Genomic DNA, 15,563 nt, shown 5'->3' with positions numbered 1-15,563 from the left:
CACTTTCCCTGTTACTTGCGCACCAGTTTGATCACCGGTTGGCCCTGCGCATCCAGCAGAGCCAGAGCGTTGCCCTGCATCGCGAATGTCGTGACGTTCTGCAAGGCTTGCAGGAATTGCCGCTCAACCGCGTCCAGCGGGGGCGGGCACGCCATGAGTGTTGCCGCCATGTTGTCTGGAAACGCAATGCGATTGCCGGAAATCTCGGCCTGACCGCTGAACCGGTTGCAGCCGCTGCTTCCTGAAAAAACCCCATCCTGACCAAAGACAAGCTCGGGGCGTTTCTCGGATTCGACAGGCGCACCATTCAGGCCCGAGGCGGCCCATTGGGTGTTGTCCAGCGTTGCCGCCCCCTGCCCCTGGACCTGAACCAACAGAAGATCAGCGGCATTTTCTGCCCCATTCGTCAGAACGGGGTAAACGGTATCTGTGGTGAACAGCAGGTTTTGCCCCTGCATCACAGATGCCCGAACGCTATAGCGATGAGCATCCATGATCAGTGCATCGTCATAGGTCAATTTGAACTGCGCGGGCACCCCGCTCAGCGCATACCGTTGCGCGGCAAGCGTGACAGCGGGAGCATCGGCCAGCGAGATATCCTGAAGCTCGACATAAAGGGTTGCGTCCGGTGGCAGTGCAATGCGCTCTCGGTATGTGGCGGTCCCTTCAACAATACCGGCAATAGCGACACCGCTTAAAGCTGCCCAAGTTGCTGCACCCGCCCATATTGCGCGACCCAAATGCTGCATCGGTCAAATCCTTTTGCAAACCCTCTTCGCAAAAGATCGTGTGCCCTTGGATCTTTGCAAGATGCGCTTCGACAAAGTGGCGATTCTGCGCCGAAATCACAAAGGCCAGATCAATGGAATAAGAAGGGATGCCAACAATCCGACCGTCAGGTTAAGCGGAACACCCACCTTCATGAAATCGGTGAACCTGTAACCGCCAGGGCCGTAGACCATCATGTTAGTCTGGTATCCGATCGGTGTTGCAAAGGACGCCGAAGCCGCCACCATAACCGCAACCACCAACGGGCGCGGGTCCATTCCGACGGCCTGGGCCAGCCCGATGGCTATAGGCGTGACCACAACCGCAACCGCATTGTTGGAAACCAGTTCGGTCAGCACCGAGGTCAGCAGATAGATCGCCCAGATGATCAGGAAGGGCGGCAGAGCGCTTAATCCCGGTGCCACGGCCTCGACAATCAGTGAAACCGCACCAGAGCTGTCCAGTGACGCACCGATGGCGAGCATCGCGAAGATCAGCGCCAACAGGCGACCTTCGACAAAGGAGAACGCCTCGTCCGCGTCGATGCAGCGGGTCAGAAGAACCACGGCTACGGCCACAATCGATAACAGCAGGATCGGCGCGACACCCAGCGCTGCAAGGACGACGATCCCGACCAGCGCGCCAATTGCAATTGGCGCATGGCTGCGACGGAAGGCGCGTGCAGAAGGTTGGCTGACATCCACCATGTCCATGTCCGCCGCAAGGCGCTGGATATCTGCCGGGGCGCCCTCCAGCAGTAATGTATCCCCTACCCGAACCACCAGATCATCCAACTGGCGACCGATATTCTGATTGCGACGGTGAACGGCCAGCACATAGACACCATACCGACGCCGAAGTCGCATCATTCCAAGGGTCCGACCCACCAAACGGCATCCGGGTGTGATCAGCACCTCGACCGTCTTGGTCTCGACAGCAGAAACCTGATCCACACGCTTCAGCTCTTTGTTGCTCTGTAGGCTCAGAAGTTCGGTCATCTCGGTGCGCAGAACTACGCGGTCACCGACCTGCAATTCAACGCCCTTCAGATTGCGCCGCAGCGATTCATCGCCCCGGACCACGTCGATCAGACGCACGCCGGGGCGTTTGAACAACTGAACGCCGGTCACTTCACGCCCGATCAGGTTGCTGTCGGGCGGAATGACCGCTTCGGTGAAAAACTTCATTCTGGACCGATCGCTGAGCAGCGAGGCCATGCTATCCCGCTCGGGCAACAATCTGGGGGCGATGAAACGCAGATAGATCATGCCGTAGATCACCAGTGCAATCCCCAGCGGCGTGACCTCGAATATCGAAAAAGCTTTCATCCCCTGCGCGCGGGCCACACCATCCACAAGCAGGTTGGTGGACGTTCCGATCAGTGTCAGTGTCCCGCCAAGAATGGCGGCATAGCTGAGCGGAATTAGCAGCTTTGACGCGGGTACGTTCAGCGTGCGGGCGATCTGAACAAAGACCGGGATCATGACCACAACAACGGGCGTGTTAGACACAAAAGCCGAGGCCAGAACGACAAACCCCATCAGCAATCCGATGGCAATGCGCGGGTTGACCTGCGCCTGCCTTTGCGCGGTCGACGTGAACGCGTCCAAGGCCCCGGTCCGCACCAAGGCCCCCATGATGATGAACATCGCCCCAATCGTCCAGGGCGCGGGATTGGACAAGACCGCCAGCGCGCTTTGATAGGGCAATATCCCTGTGACCAGCATCAGTGAGACACCGCCGATGGCCACGACCTCGGTCGGATAAACCTCGCGCAGGAACATGACGAACATGCTCGCAACAATCAGCAGCGCCAGAATTGCGCTGCCCGTCTCTGTCAGTGAAAGGAAATTCATTCGTGGTATTCTGTCCGAACCCTGGCCCAAGCGCCTGATGACATGCAGTTTCACGCATTGCGCGTGGCAGGGCAAGCCCGACGTTCGTTAATCAGGCCCGGCTTGTTCCAAACGCCCACCAACGCGCACCATGCGAACAGATTTGGCCTGACCGTCGCGATCATCCGTTTCGACGAACACTCCGCTCAGCGTGGCCTCGCCATTGGCAGGGGTAAACCGGGTCTTGGGCATCCCGGTTATGAACCGGCGCATCGGTTCCTGCTTGTCCATACCAATGACCGAGTCATAGTCGCCGCACATGCCCGCATCCGTCAGATAGCCTGTGCCGCCCGGCAGAATCTGCGAATCCGCTGTCGGTACATGGGTATGTGTGCCCACCACAAGGCTGGCGCGCTTGTCGCAATAGTGACCCATGGCCATCTTCTCGGACGTCGCCTCACAATGCATATCGACAATGATGGCTTGTGCCTGCCCGCCCCTGGGGTGCGATTTCAGGATGGGCTCTATGGCCGAGAACGGGTCGTCGAATGGCCGTTTCATAAAGACCTGCCCCAACACCTGCACCACCAGAACCTTGCGCCCTCCGGGTGCGTTGAACAGCCGGTGCCCCCGCCCCGGCGCGCCCTTGGCATAGTTCACCGGGCGCACGATGCGCTGTTCTTTCTCGATATATTGCAGCATGTCTTTCTGGTCGAACGCATGGTCGCCCAATGTCAGGCAATCTGCACCGGCATCCAGCAGCAGCTTGGCGTGATCGCCGCTCAACCCCATGCCGTTCGACGCGTTTTCGCCATTGACCACAACGAAATCCAGCCGCCATTCGTCGCGCAGGCGCGGCAAATGTTGCTGAACGGCCGCGCGCCCCGCGCGCCCCATGACATCACCAAGAAACAAAATCCTCATGATCCGGGTCGTAGGGGCTGTGCTGGGCAATAACAAGGCGGAACCGTGAAATTTAAGTTGAGCCCGAACTTGAAATTGCTTGCAGGCGTGGCAAAGTCTTAGCCATGCGCTTATATCAAAAGGATATGTTGTGAAGTTATTGGCAATATTGACATTCGGCCTTGTGGTCGCTTCGGGCGTTATGGCGCAAGGCACAAAGACATCCATGCCCAATCCCGCGGCAACCTTTTGCGTCGAGAATGATGGAGTTTACCAACTTCGGAAGAACGAAGACGGAAGCGTCTTTGGTGTCTGCATCCTGAAGGACGGCACGGAAGTGGATGCCTGGGACTATCTACGCGGCCACTTTCAGCAATGAGGCTTAGAACGTCAGCACCCGGCTTTCCGTGATAACTATGTCCAACGGCTGATCGGTTGGCTCCAGCGGCAGATCCTGCGCCTCTTGCGCGTCAAAAGCGAAACCGATTGCCAGTGTCGCGCGCTTGCCTCGCAATCCTTCCAGCGTGCGATCATAAAATCCACCGCCATATCCCAGACGCCCGCCGTTGGCATCAAAAGCCACCAGCGGCACGATCAGGATCTCGGGGTCGAAATAATCATCGACCTCGGGCACTCTGGCACCGAATGGGCCGTCTTTCAGCGGTCCTTCCGGCGTCCAGCGCGAAAATTTCAGCGGTTTTCCAGCGGCTTGGATCACTGGAACACCAACAGGCCCATAAGCCGAAGCTTCAGCCATGGCGGATACCGGGTCGATCTCGGTCCGGATCGGCATGTAGCCTGACAAGGGCACACCGCGATAACCCGCCAGAACCTCGGACAAACGTCCGGCTGCACCGGGAACACGCGTGTCGAACGCGACCTTGCGGCGCGCAAATGCCGCTTTGCGTGCAGCTGCTTTGATTTCAGTCAGATCGGTCACAATAGCACCACACTGGCAAGCCCAAGAAAGATGAAGAACCCCATGACATCGGTTGTGGTTGTCACAAAGGTTCCTGACGCCAGAGCCGGGTCAATTCCCAGACGATCCAGCACCACCGGTACTACCGTACCTGCAAAGCCCGCGATGATCATGTTCACGACCAAGGCTGACCCAATCACGACACCCAGCCAAGGTGAACCGAACCACAGCATCCCCACGGTCCCCAGTACAATGGCAAAACAGAGCCCGTTCAACATGCCCACCAGCAGTTCCCGCCTGATAACGCGCATCACGTTTGAATTGGTCAGGTCGCGCGTCGCCAGTGCGCGCACTGCAACGGTCAGCGACTGAGTACCCGCATTGCCCCCCATGGATGCAACAATCGGCATCAGGATGGCCAGCGCGACAAGCTGGTCAATTGCCGCCGCAAATTGCGAGATTACCAACGAAGCACATATCGCTGTGCACAGGTTTACCGCCAGCCACGGCAACCGTCGCCGACTGGTCGCCGCGACACTGTCGGACAGAGAGCTTTCGTCGCTCACACCGGCAAGGCGCAGGATGTCTTCTTCGTGCTCTTCATCCAGAACGACCATCGCGTCATCGATGGTGATCACACCAACCAGACGCCCATCGGCATCCACTACAGGGGCCGAGATCAGGTGATACTGGTTGAAGGCGTAAGCCACGTCCTCCTCGTCCTGATCAACGGGGATGATGTGAAACTCCTCTTCCGCCAGATCGCGCAACGGCACCTCACGACGGGACGCCATCAGCTTGCCCAATGTCACCTGCGCTGTTGGTTTCAGGCGCGGATCGACCAGAACAACATGATAGAACTGCTCGGGCAGATCGTCATTGGCACGCATGAAGTCGATGGCCTGACCGACGGTCCAATGCTCGGGCGCCATGACGACCTCGCGCTGCATCAAACGACCAGCCGAATTCTCGGGGTAAGCAAGCGCCTGTTGCGCCGCTAGCCGCTCGGAATCTTCGAGCGCGCCCAGAATGGCTTCCTGCTGCGGTTCCTCAAGATCTTCCAGAAGGTCAACGACGTCGTCGCTTTCCATCTCGCGCACGGCTTCCGCCAGAACCTCGGGGGTCAGGACGGCGATGATTTCCTCGCGGACCGCTTCGTCCAGTTCAGACAGGATGTCACCGTCAAATTCCTTGTCATAAAGCCGGATCAGCCGCGCCCGGTCATAAGGATTGATCTGCTCCAGAAGGTCAGCGATATCAGCCGCGTGCAGTGGCTCCATCAGCTCAATCAGCTTGTCGCGATCATCCACATCGACGGCGTATAGGATCGCCGCCACTGTCCGGCGATCCAGTGCATACGCGTCTTCGTCGTGGGGCAGATCGTGTTCGGCTTGATCACTGCCTGTCGTCATGCGCTGCCCCCTTCTTTCGGCGATTGGCCCCTAAATAGAAGAAGCAGCTACCAGAAAACAATGACAATGCGCCGATTTACCCACTTCTTTCGTCTGCCTATGCTACAGCGCGGTCCCAAACAGGTGGAGAACAGGGCAAATGGCGCAAAAGACGCTTTTGAAAGGGCGCGTTCTGAGTTTCACAGGCTCACCCTTTGACGGAGAGCCAACCGAAGCGACCCGATTGGACGAAGCTGTCGTGATTGACAAAGGGCGCGTTGCCGATGTCGGCGCGTCTGATGCGCTGATGCGGCGTCACCCTGATGCCGTCATCAAGGACCATGGCAATCACCTGATCATTGCAGGTTTCGTTGACCCGCATGTGCACTACCCACAGACGGCCATGATTGCCAGTTGGGGTAAGCGGTTGATCGACTGGCTGAACACCTACACCTTCCCGGAAGAGATGAAGTTTGGTGATCCTGAATACGCCTCTGAAATCGCCAACCGTTATCTGGATCTGACTGCCGCCCATGGCACCACGACGATGTGCAGTTTTTGCACCATCCACCCCGAAAGCGTGGATGCCTTTTTCACTGCCGCGCTGCAACGGGGACAGCGCGTGGTCGCGGGCAAGACCTGCATGGATCGCAATGCGCCTGAAGGTCTGCGTGACACAGCCCAGACCGCCTATGACCAATCTGCCGCGCTGCTTGAGAAATGGCACCGTGTCGACCGCCTGTCCTATGCCATCACGCCCCGGTTTTCACCGACGTCCACCCCTGAACAGCTTGAGGCCATGGGCGCGCTTTGGGCGGAGCATCCCCATTGCCTGATGCAAACACACCTGAGCGAGCAGACAGACGAAATCGAGTGGGTCCGCTCCCTGTTTCCCGATGCGCGGGACTATCTGGACACTTACGAAAAGTTCGGGCTGCTGGGGCAGAACGGACTTTATGGGCATGTCATCCATCTGGAAGACCGGGAACGCGATCGTCTGCGCGAGGTTGATGCGTCGCTGATCCACTGCCCCACCTCGAACACCTTCATAGGGTCGGGTCTGTTCGACATGAACGGCTTGATCCACGATGGCCACCGGATCGGTTTGGCAACGGATACCGGTGGCGGATCAAGTTTTTCAATGCTTCGCACCATGGCTGCCGCATATGAAATCGGTCAGTTGCGTGGGCGCCCCCTGCATCCGGCGCAATTGCTGTGGCTGGGTACAGTCGGGTCGGCGCGCAGCCTGCGGATGGATGATTGCATCGGCAACATTGCTCCGGGAATGGAGGCGGATCTGGTCGTGATTGATCTCGCCTCGACCCCGGCCATCGCCCAGCGCGAAGCTTGTGCAAACGATGTTTGGGAGGCAATCTTCCCGACCATCATGATGGGTGATGATCGGGCTGTGGCCGAGGTCTGGATTGGTGGGCGGCAGGCCGCCTAGGCCTGCAACCCCTTGGCAAGACTGTTTTGACGCTCAATCACGCGGGGCAGGTCAATCGTCGTGATATGCCCATCCCGCACGATCTGGCGGCCTTCGACAAACAGGTGCTTTACTTGCATCGGACCGGCCAGAAGCAGAGCTGCCGGGTCCCAGCTGCCTGCGCATTCGATACTGCGCATATCCCAGACAGCGACATCCGCGCGTTTTCCCGGCATAAGCCGCCCGCAGTCGGGACGCCCCAGCACATCGGCCCCGCCACGTGTTGCAATCTCCAATGCTTCGCGGGCCGACATCGCATCCGCCCCATTGACCACCCGTTGCAACAGCAGCGCCTGCCGGGCCTCAAGCATCAGATTACCGTTGTCATTACTGGCCGAGCCATCAGCGCCGAGACCGACCTTTACCCCCGCATCGCGCATCGCCCGCACCGGCGCGATGCCTGATCCCAGACGGCAGTTCGAACATGGGCAATGAGCGACACCGGTTTTGGTGCGCGAAAACAGATCAATCTCGGCCCCGTCCAGCTTGACGCAATGAGCGTGCCAGACATCCGGGCCGGTCCAACCCAGATCTTCGGCGTATTGACCGGGCCGACAGCCGAACTGAGCCTGTGAATAGGCGATATCTTCATCGTTTTCAGCCAGATGTGTATGCAACATCACGCCTTTGTCCCGTGCCAGAAGGGCTGCATCTCGCATCAGGTCCCGGCTGACGGAGAACGGTGAACACGGGGCAAGACCTACGCGGCACATCGACCCTTCTGACGGATCGTGAAGAGCATCCACGACGCGGATCATGTCGTCCAGAATGGCAGTTTCTTCTTCCACCAGACTGTCCGGAGGCAGGCCGCCATCGCTTTCACCAATACTCATCGCGCCACGTGTCGGGTGAAATCGCATCCCCAACTCGGATGCGGCAGCAACCGTGTCCTCCAGCCGCGAACCATTGGGATAGAGGTACAGGTGATCAGAACTGAGCGTACAGCCTGACTGCGCCAGCTCTGCCAAACCGATCTGGGCCGAGGTGAACATCTCGTCCGGTCCGAACTTCTCCCAAATCGGATAAAGTGTTTGAAGCCACCCGAACAGCAATGCGTCCTGCCCGCCCGGCACCGCGCGGGTCAACGTTTGGTAAAGATGGTGATGGGTGTTCACCAGCCCGGGTGTCACCAGACAGCCCGAAACATCGTGAACCTCGCCTTGTGCCTGCAATCCGTACCCGATCCCCGCGATCTGGCCGTCGCGGATCAAAATGTCAGCCCCGGGGAGTTCCTGCCGGGACTCGTCCATCGTCAGGATCAGATCAGCGTTTTTGAGTAGGATTTCTGTCATGTCGCGCTCCTGCATCTGCCCGTCTCTTGCAAGGAGTGCGAAGGTCGGCGGAAAACGGGCTCAAGAACCGACTGTGTATTATGTACCCGCCATCGGGATCTGCGACAACCGGTTTCAGAACCGACGCAGGATCTGAAGGGCCTCTGCATGAATCTCTGCGTTGGCTGCGGCCAATGCACGACCGCCCTCATGCGCCGGGCCGCCTTGCCAGTCGGTCACAATTCCACCTGCCGCCTGAATAACCGCAATAGGGGCCTGAATGTCATACGCGTTTAGCCCTGCTTCGATCACCAGATCTGCTTGCCCTGCGGCCAACAAGGCATAAGCGTAGCAGTCCATTCCATATCGAGTCAGTTGCACCTGCTCCGACACGGCCTGAAACCCGGCCCGGTCATCCGGGGTGCCGACTTCAGGAAAAGTGGTGAACAGCGTCGCCTGCGCCAGAGATTTCGTCCCCCGTGTTTGCAGCTTTCTGGTCCCCTGTGGCCCTGTAAGCTGCGCACCAGCTGTCGATCCGACAAAGCGTTCGCCAATGTAGGGCTGATCAATCACCCCCATGATCGGCCCGTCTGCTGTGCTGAGCGCGATCAGAACGCCCCAGGTTGGTGTGCCACTGATAAACCCGCGCGTGCCGTCGATGGGGTCCAGAACCCAGGTTCGGCCACTGCTGCCCTTGTGCGCACCGTATTCTTCACCCAATACGCCATCTTCAGGGCGCAATCGGGACAGCACCTCTCGCATGGCTTTTTCAGCGGCCCGATCCGCTACGGTGACGGGGTCAAACCCTTCGGTCAGCTTGTTCGCAGTTTCCAGATTGGTCTGACGGAAAAAAGGAAGAATGGCCGCGCGTGCCGCTTCGGCCATTTCTTCTGCAATTTCAATGTCGCTTAAACTCGCCGGATGCATGGCACTCTGGTGCGGGCATTACCTGACAAAGTCAAGCCGGTCTGATCAGGCGACGTCGCTGAGGACACGTGCAAGTTCAAACAGGCGGCGGCGCTGGTTTTCCGGAATTGCGTAGTAAGAGCGAACTAGATCCAGGGCTTCTTTATCGCCCATCAGATCGGCTGGAACAGATTTCTTTTCCGCGCTGCTTTTCTGGGCCTCTTCCAGACCTTCAAAGAAGAAGCTGACCGGTATGTCCAATGCCTCGGCAATGTCCCACAGGCGGGACGCGCTGATTCGGTTGGCTCCGGTCTCATATTTCTGGATTTGCTGAAACTTGATACCAACTTGCTGCGCCAATTGTTGCTGGGTCATCCCAATCAGCCAGCGGCGATGCCGAACGCGCTTGCCCACATGGACATCGACGTGATGAGTCATTGGTATTCTCCTCTACTACACACACATTTGTACGGGATCGTGCGACGTCCGAGATCGCAATACCAATAGGGGCTTCCTTAACCGCCCCCAAATCCGGACTGTGCCGTCCCCCGTTACCAGCACTGCTTGCCAATATTGCCGGTTTTGAATTTTTTTTCAAGCTGGTTGAGTCGATCCCCCCTCACAAGGGCTGTGGTTGTATGCGTCAAATGCCCTGCCCGCTGTTCGCGTGGCCCGGCTGGACATGCGACAGATTTTCAGGCGTTTCATGACGCCGCGCATAAGGAATTGACATCTCGCACAGCTCACGTGCCTATGCCCCAAGCACGTGAGGAACCAAATGAAGGCCTATTGTATTAGATCTGACGGGGCAGTTGCCCAGCTGTGCGATGTACCGAAACCCGAGCCGGGTGAGGGTCAGGTACGGGTTGCGATCAAAGCCTGCGGGTTGAATTTCGCTGATCTGCTGATGCAGAAAGGCACGTATCAGGATACACCGCCTGCGCCGTTTACTTTGGGTATGGAAATCGCCGGTGTCGTGGATACCATCGGTCCAGGTGTGTCCACCCTGAAACCGGGCGATCGGATCGCCGTCTATTCCGGTCAGGGCGGTCTGGCAGAATATGGCGTTTTCGACGCCGATCGCGCGATCCCGCTGCCGGACACGACCCGTTTCGAAGACGCGGCAGCGATCCAGATAGCCTATGGCACCAGTCACATGGCCCTTGACCACCGTGCCCGGCTGCAACCCGGTGAGACGCTTCTGGTCACCGGCGCAGCCGGGGGCGTCGGGCTGACCGCGGTTGAAATCGGCAAGCTCATGGGTGCCACCGTCATCGCTCAGGCCCGCGGCCCCGAAAAGCTGGCCGTTGCCCGCGCCGCAGGGGCCGATCACCTGATTGATGCCGCAGAGGACCTGAGGGAGCGGGTTAGATCGCTTGGCGGCGCGGATGTCGTTTATGACGCAATCGGCGGCGATGTGTTCAAGGCGGCCTTCCGCGCCACCAATCCCGAAGGCCGTCTGCTGCCCATCGGGTTTGCCGGCGGGGAAGTTCCGCAAATCCCCGCCAATCATCTGCTGGTCAAGAACCTGACCGTGATCGGCTTTTACATTGGCGGGTATCTGAAATTCAGGCCAGAAGCCGTGCGCGAAAGTTTTGACACACTTTTCCGCTGGCACACCGAGGGCCGCATCAATCCACACATCAGCCACGTCTTGCCACTTGATGAGGTCGCGCAGGGCATGCGGTTGCTAAAAGAGCGTAAATCGACAGGCAAAATTGTGATCACCCCCTGACCGCAATCAGCCCACCACGGCGCGCAGCTGTGTCCCCCCCAAGGAGGCGAAAGTTCTGACGCACTAACTGTGCCAATGCTTCGACAACCGCGTCTCGACCCGGCTCTCCACCATACAGGTTGATCATGTGCGCAGGCAGGTCCGGTAGCGCACCCCCGCCTTCGATCTGTTCGAGATGTGCGGCTTCGGTACCTTCCAGTGCTGCATACACTGCCAGATCAGCGCTGACCGTGGCCTCGATTGTGCGGTCGTTTTCAGTTTCCACCGACAGCTCCCAGGGGATACCGGCCGCATCCAGCGCCGATATCACCTGTGGTCGAAACAAGCAGCGACGTCCAAGTGCCAAAGGCAGCGGACGCTTGCGCCAGGCCGACCCGCCCGGCGCACCTATCCAGCGCAAGGGCAGCTCTGCAATGGTTTCCGCACCGTCCACCGACGACGGTTCCGTGGTCAGGATCACGTCACATTCGCCGCGTTTGTACATCTCTTTCAATTGCAATGAATAAGACGACACCAACTGAACTCGGACTCGCGGGAAATCCGCGTTGAACCGTTGCAGGACCCGTGGGATGGCCGGGTAAACTATGTCGTGAGGAACCCCCAATACCACCTCACCTTCAAAGGCCTGATCGGTCAGTTTCGAGATGACCTCATCATTCAACGCGATCATACGGCGCGCATAAGCCAGCAATTGTTCACCGGACGCGGTCAGGGCAATCGTTCTGCCACTGCGGTCCAACAGCTGAAGGCCAAGCAGCTCCTCCAGCCGTTTCAACTGCATCGAGACCGCAGATTGCGTCAGATGCAGGAAACCTGCAGCGCGCGTCACCCCACCCTGATCCGCCACAGCAACAAATGAACGCAGGGTTGTAATGTCCAGATTCCGCACCTTCACGATTCCTTATGTGTTTCATCAAAAATATTCGTTTTCAATATATGTCATACTCCCCCATATCAATCAAGGAAATTGATAAAGACGAGAGAAACCATCGTAAATACACGAAAGGACAATAAGTATGACCCAAATTGCCATTAATCGCCCTTGCAAGCCCAAAAAGCAATCGCTCGGCACTATCATCAGGCGTGCTGTTTCCCTGAAGCGTCAACGCCGCCAACTGGCACGGCTTGATGACCGCGCCCTTCAGGACATCGGAGTCTCCAGATCAGAGGCTGATGCCGAAGCCAGCCGTTTCGTCTGGGACGCGCCGGAATTCTGGCAGAAGTGATGCAAAATCAAATAGTAACTTCATGAGTGGCGGTCGGCTGATGCGGACCGTCACTTTTGTTGCGTAAATTAGTTGGTTTTCCGCGGTAAATACTTGAAACACAGCCCTGAGTTGCCGATATTTGCCTAGAACGCTTCCCGCACAGCCGGGGGGCTGAATAATTATGTAAAGGGAGACCCTTTGATGGCACAATTCGACACGATCCGGACGGCGGCCGGCGCGCGCGCTGCCGAGATTGATGAGGGCCTGCGCGCCCATATGAACAAAGTCTATGGCACTATGTCCGTAGGCATGCTCATCACATTCGCAGCAGCCTGGGCCATCGCAGGCCTGGCAACCACAAGCGATCCGTCAGCCGCAGCAGCACAGTTGAATGCCGACACCTATCTGACATCGCTGGGCTATAGCATTTACGCGTCGCCCCTGCGCTGGGTCATCATGTTTGCACCTCTGCTGTTTGTCTTCGGCTTCAGCGCCGGGATCAACCGTATGTCGGCGGCTGCCGCACAGCTGGTGTTCTACGTTTTTGCGGCGGTGATGGGCGTTTCGATCAGCTGGATCTTCCTTGTTTTCACCGGTGAGTCGGTCATTCAGGTCTTCCTGATCACCGCAATCGCGTTTGCGGGCCTGTCCCTGTATGGTTACACAACCAAGAAAGACTTGTCCGCCATGGGCACTTTCCTGATGATGGGCCTGATCGGCCTGATTGTCGCGATGGTTGTGAACATCTTTCTGGCGTCTTCGGCGGTTGCCTTTGCAATCTCGGCCATCGGCGTTCTGATCTTCGCGGGCCTGACCGCCTATGACACCCAGAATATCAAGAACACATACCTGCAAATGGCCCATAGTGGCGATCAGGAATGGCTGGGCAAGGCCGCTATCATGGGCGCGTTGAACCTGTACCTGGACTTCATCAACCTGTTCATGTTCCTGCTGCAATTCTTGGGTAACCGCGAGTAACTGCAAACCAACGTAAGGGAAAGGCCGGTCATCAGACCGGCCTTTTTTCGTTTAGAACCAACTGATGATCGCGCTTGCCCGGTACATGAATCCTGGCGGACAAGGCGACGACGTCCGCGTACCCCGCAAAGAAAAAGCCCCCGCTAGATCAGCGAGGGCTTGATACATCAGAAGGTGTAAGACTTAGCTGCAATTCAACGGTACAGCAAAGCCCGAACTACGCTCGGACGTGCCTTTGCGGAACACATCACCGGCAGGCAGACACCCGGTGAAACGCTCAGCCTCTTGCGCGAAACCAACGCCGACCGAGTTGTCGACCTTTACGCTGTTCGTCGGTGTGCGAAGGACACCATACAAGGTTCCGTTGACGCTGACGGTGCTCAGGAACAGATTCGTATCGCTGCCCTGTAGCTGCACCGCATTGTCCGGCGTCCGCCCGCCATTGTCGATAGCAACGGCTGCCACCTTGGAGGGGTCCACTTCATCAGCCAAGAGAGTAACGGTCTGAAGTTCTGCCAGCTCGGCCGGGACATTCGTTTCAGGCGGCAGAAATGCGACGGCTCCGGGAACGTCGGAAATCGTGCGGGGTTCGCCATCGATTCCGGTAAACCCAACACCTTTGCGGTTAAACGGGTCTTCACAGGCCGCCAAAGTCAGAACGGCAATTGTGGATAACAAGATTTTTTTCATGGCGGTCAACATTTTGTGGCGGTTTGCTCAAGCGTACTTGCAGGTCGGCACAAAAAGCAAGCCACAGGCCATGCGATTGCATCGGTGGCTGATGCGCTCCTGCAACGGCCCCAGGTGGGCATGCTGACATTCTTGGCAACAAACCACCGGAACTCAACACAAAAAAAGGCTCTGCCAAGCAGAGCCCTTTTGGAAAGTCCAAATGGAACGGCAAGATTACTTGATCTTGCCTTCCTTGTACTCGACATGCTTGCGAACGACCGGATCGTATTTACGAATGGTCATTTTCTCGGTCATGGTGCGCGCGTTCTTTTTGGTCACGTAGAAGTGGCCCGTGCCCGCGGTCGAGTTCAGACGGATCTTGATTGTCGTCGGCTTCGCCATGGTTATCTCCTGCGTCCGGAAAGGCAGGGGCCTTTCGGTTGAATTCCTATGAGCGTGCGCTTTTACGCGCTACGCCGTGCATGTCAAGGCCAATCGGACGATCCCAGCCCAGGAATCGGGCACAGGTTCAACCCGGTAACGTTGGCGCACCCATATAGCTGTGAATCTGGTCCCTTTCACTGTCCGAAAGACCCAGCGCAGTGGACAATTGCCGCAAATATGCGGCCTCACGATCATTGTCCAACCGTATTGCCGCCAGAGATGTCGCATAAATCTGCGTTCTGAGCGGTGCCCCAGAATCAGCTGCCAGACCCATGACGTCGACAGGTGCGTTCAGTTGTTCCTGCACGAATGCGCGTTCCTCGTCACTGATGTCATCGCCCAACTCTCCGAGGATCGTTTCTTTCTCGTGCTCGTCCAGCTCGCCGTCTGCCTTTGCCGCCTGGATCATCGCCCGCAACATGAGCTTGGCCTGAGCTTCCATGGCAGCCCCGGCTGGTGTTCCGCCAAACACCGTCTCCATCATGTCGGTGGTCTGCTGGCTGCCAGTTCTGGCCGCCCCCTGCATCGCATTCAAAAGCCCGCCAAGACCGGCGGCACCTGCGGCACCTGCGGCACTGCCACCCAGCCCCATCTTACCCATCATGTCCTGAAGGCCTGTCGCACCTCCGGGAAGGCCGAACTGTTCGGCCATTTTGCCAAGCTGATCCATACCAAGGCCGCCGCCTGCGCCTTGCATCATGTCCTGCAAGCCAGCCATTCCGCCCATTTTCTGGTATTTCTCCATCCCCTTCGCAGCCGCGAAACCAACTGCAACGGACGCAAGTGTCTTCATAAAGCTCATGACAATCCTCCCGGTTTTTCAAAATACGCCCCAGTTCTATCAAAGGATTGCAAAGGCGAATACCACGTTCAACCCCCACGGGATTCCGGACTGAATTTCCAAGCCGATGAGGACCAAAAGACAGTGAGTAAGTTTGTACATATCACGATATCGTGATAGGTTTGCCGCAACTGATACGTCCAAGAGGCCAACTTCAGGCTCGACGACCAAGGCAGTGTGAACAGGTAATGCCCGCGCGGAGCAGT

Annotated in this window: 17 protein-coding genes; 5 read left to right on the top strand and 12 right to left on the bottom strand. The window is 57.8% G+C overall.

What is annotated here, in order from left to right; genetic code table 11:
* Positions 1 to 11: 11 nt before the first annotated feature.
* The 3 genes from ACR0AD_RS00385 to ACR0AD_RS00375 form a co-directional block, all read right to left on the bottom strand.
* Positions 12 to 749 (bottom strand): YbaY family lipoprotein, encoded by a 738-nt coding sequence (locus ACR0AD_RS00385; RefSeq protein WP_480486381.1) that lies wholly within the window; start codon positions 747 to 749, stop codon positions 12 to 14.
* A 96-nt stretch (positions 750 to 845) separates the two neighbouring features.
* Positions 846 to 2,624, bottom strand: coding sequence for an SLC13 family permease (locus tag ACR0AD_RS00380; RefSeq protein ID WP_480475795.1), 1,779 nt, complete (start codon positions 2,622 to 2,624; stop codon positions 846 to 848).
* 87 nt (positions 2,625 to 2,711) lie between these two features.
* Complete coding sequence (locus tag ACR0AD_RS00375; protein ID WP_209504607.1) at positions 2,712 to 3,527, bottom strand: TIGR00282 family metallophosphoesterase; 816 nt, start codon at positions 3,525 to 3,527, stop codon at positions 2,712 to 2,714.
* Between the two features lie 130 nt (positions 3,528 to 3,657).
* On the opposite strand from ACR0AD_RS00375, the gene ACR0AD_RS00370 reads away from it, so the two are divergent.
* The gene (locus tag ACR0AD_RS00370) at positions 3,658 to 3,885 is read left to right on the top strand and encodes a putative hemolysin (RefSeq protein WP_267365364.1); all 228 of its coding nucleotides are present in this window, start codon (positions 3,658 to 3,660) and stop codon (positions 3,883 to 3,885) included.
* Positions 3,886 to 3,888: 3 nt separating this feature from the next.
* On the opposite strand, the gene ACR0AD_RS00365 is transcribed toward ACR0AD_RS00370, so the two are convergent.
* Both ACR0AD_RS00365 and mgtE read right to left on the bottom strand, forming a co-directional pair.
* Positions 3,889 to 4,446: a 5-formyltetrahydrofolate cyclo-ligase gene (locus ACR0AD_RS00365; protein ID WP_480481990.1), complete on the bottom strand. Its 558-nt coding sequence runs from the start codon at positions 4,444 to 4,446 to the stop codon at positions 3,889 to 3,891.
* The gene (gene mgtE / locus ACR0AD_RS00360) at positions 4,443 to 5,837 is read right to left on the bottom strand and encodes a magnesium transporter (protein WP_267365362.1); all 1,395 of its coding nucleotides are present in this window, start codon (positions 5,835 to 5,837) and stop codon (positions 4,443 to 4,445) included. Before mgtE ends, ACR0AD_RS00365 begins: the two co-directional genes overlap by 4 nt.
* Positions 5,838 to 5,976: 139 nt before the next feature.
* On the opposite strand from mgtE, the gene guaD reads away from it, so the two are divergent.
* The gene (gene guaD, locus ACR0AD_RS00355) at positions 5,977 to 7,263 is read left to right on the top strand and encodes a guanine deaminase (protein ID WP_480481992.1); all 1,287 of its coding nucleotides are present in this window, start codon (positions 5,977 to 5,979) and stop codon (positions 7,261 to 7,263) included.
* Here the strand turns inward: guaD and ACR0AD_RS00350 are convergent.
* From ACR0AD_RS00350 to ACR0AD_RS00340, 3 genes are all read right to left on the bottom strand, one after another.
* The gene (locus ACR0AD_RS00350) at positions 7,260 to 8,594 is read right to left on the bottom strand and encodes an 8-oxoguanine deaminase (RefSeq protein ID WP_480486383.1); all 1,335 of its coding nucleotides are present in this window, start codon (positions 8,592 to 8,594) and stop codon (positions 7,260 to 7,262) included. The genes guaD and ACR0AD_RS00350 overlap by 4 nt on opposite strands.
* 114 nt (positions 8,595 to 8,708) lie before the next feature.
* On the bottom strand, positions 8,709 to 9,500 hold the full coding sequence (hisN, locus tag ACR0AD_RS00345; protein ID WP_480486384.1) for a histidinol-phosphatase: 792 nt from the start codon (positions 9,498 to 9,500) through the stop codon (positions 8,709 to 8,711).
* 45 nt (positions 9,501 to 9,545) lie between these two features.
* Positions 9,546 to 9,917, bottom strand: coding sequence for a helix-turn-helix domain-containing protein (locus ACR0AD_RS00340; protein ID WP_480486386.1), 372 nt, complete (start codon positions 9,915 to 9,917; stop codon positions 9,546 to 9,548).
* A 340-nt stretch (positions 9,918 to 10,257) separates the two neighbouring features.
* Between ACR0AD_RS00340 and ACR0AD_RS00335 the strand changes: the two genes are divergently transcribed.
* Positions 10,258 to 11,214, top strand: coding sequence for an NADPH:quinone oxidoreductase family protein (locus ACR0AD_RS00335; protein WP_480481998.1), 957 nt, complete (start codon positions 10,258 to 10,260; stop codon positions 11,212 to 11,214).
* Here the strand turns inward: ACR0AD_RS00335 and ACR0AD_RS00330 are convergent.
* A complete protein-coding gene (locus tag ACR0AD_RS00330; protein ID WP_480486388.1) occupies positions 11,204 to 12,103 on the bottom strand; it encodes a LysR family transcriptional regulator in 900 nt (299 codons plus the stop codon). The genes ACR0AD_RS00335 and ACR0AD_RS00330 overlap by 11 nt on opposite strands.
* 127 nt (positions 12,104 to 12,230) lie before the next feature.
* Here ACR0AD_RS00330 and ACR0AD_RS00325 point away from each other — a divergent pair, with 127 nt between their 5' ends.
* Entirely contained in the window at positions 12,231 to 12,440 is a 210-nt protein-coding gene (locus ACR0AD_RS00325; RefSeq protein ID WP_480486390.1) for a DUF1127 domain-containing protein, read from the top strand.
* A gap of 183 nt (positions 12,441 to 12,623) precedes the next feature.
* A complete protein-coding gene (locus ACR0AD_RS00320) occupies positions 12,624 to 13,400 on the top strand; it encodes a Bax inhibitor-1/YccA family protein (protein ID WP_209504618.1) in 777 nt (258 codons plus the stop codon).
* A gap of 183 nt (positions 13,401 to 13,583) precedes the next feature.
* On the opposite strand, the gene ACR0AD_RS00315 is transcribed toward ACR0AD_RS00320, so the two are convergent.
* From ACR0AD_RS00315 to ACR0AD_RS00305, 3 genes are all read right to left on the bottom strand, one after another.
* Positions 13,584 to 14,090, bottom strand: a complete 507-nt coding sequence (locus tag ACR0AD_RS00315; protein ID WP_480486391.1) for a hypothetical protein — start codon at positions 14,088 to 14,090, stop codon at positions 13,584 to 13,586.
* 216 nt (positions 14,091 to 14,306) lie between these two features.
* Positions 14,307 to 14,474, bottom strand: coding sequence for a 50S ribosomal protein L33 (gene rpmG / locus ACR0AD_RS00310; RefSeq protein WP_037309480.1), 168 nt, complete (start codon positions 14,472 to 14,474; stop codon positions 14,307 to 14,309).
* Between the two features lie 127 nt (positions 14,475 to 14,601).
* The gene (locus ACR0AD_RS00305) at positions 14,602 to 15,318 is read right to left on the bottom strand and encodes a DUF533 domain-containing protein (protein ID WP_480486393.1); all 717 of its coding nucleotides are present in this window, start codon (positions 15,316 to 15,318) and stop codon (positions 14,602 to 14,604) included.
* Positions 15,319 to 15,563 lie beyond the last annotated feature (245 nt).

This window comes from Ruegeria sp. BH8, assembly GCF_056538065.1.
Note: the sequence above shows the minus strand (reverse complement) of the source record. Positions and strands in the feature narration are given on the sequence as shown.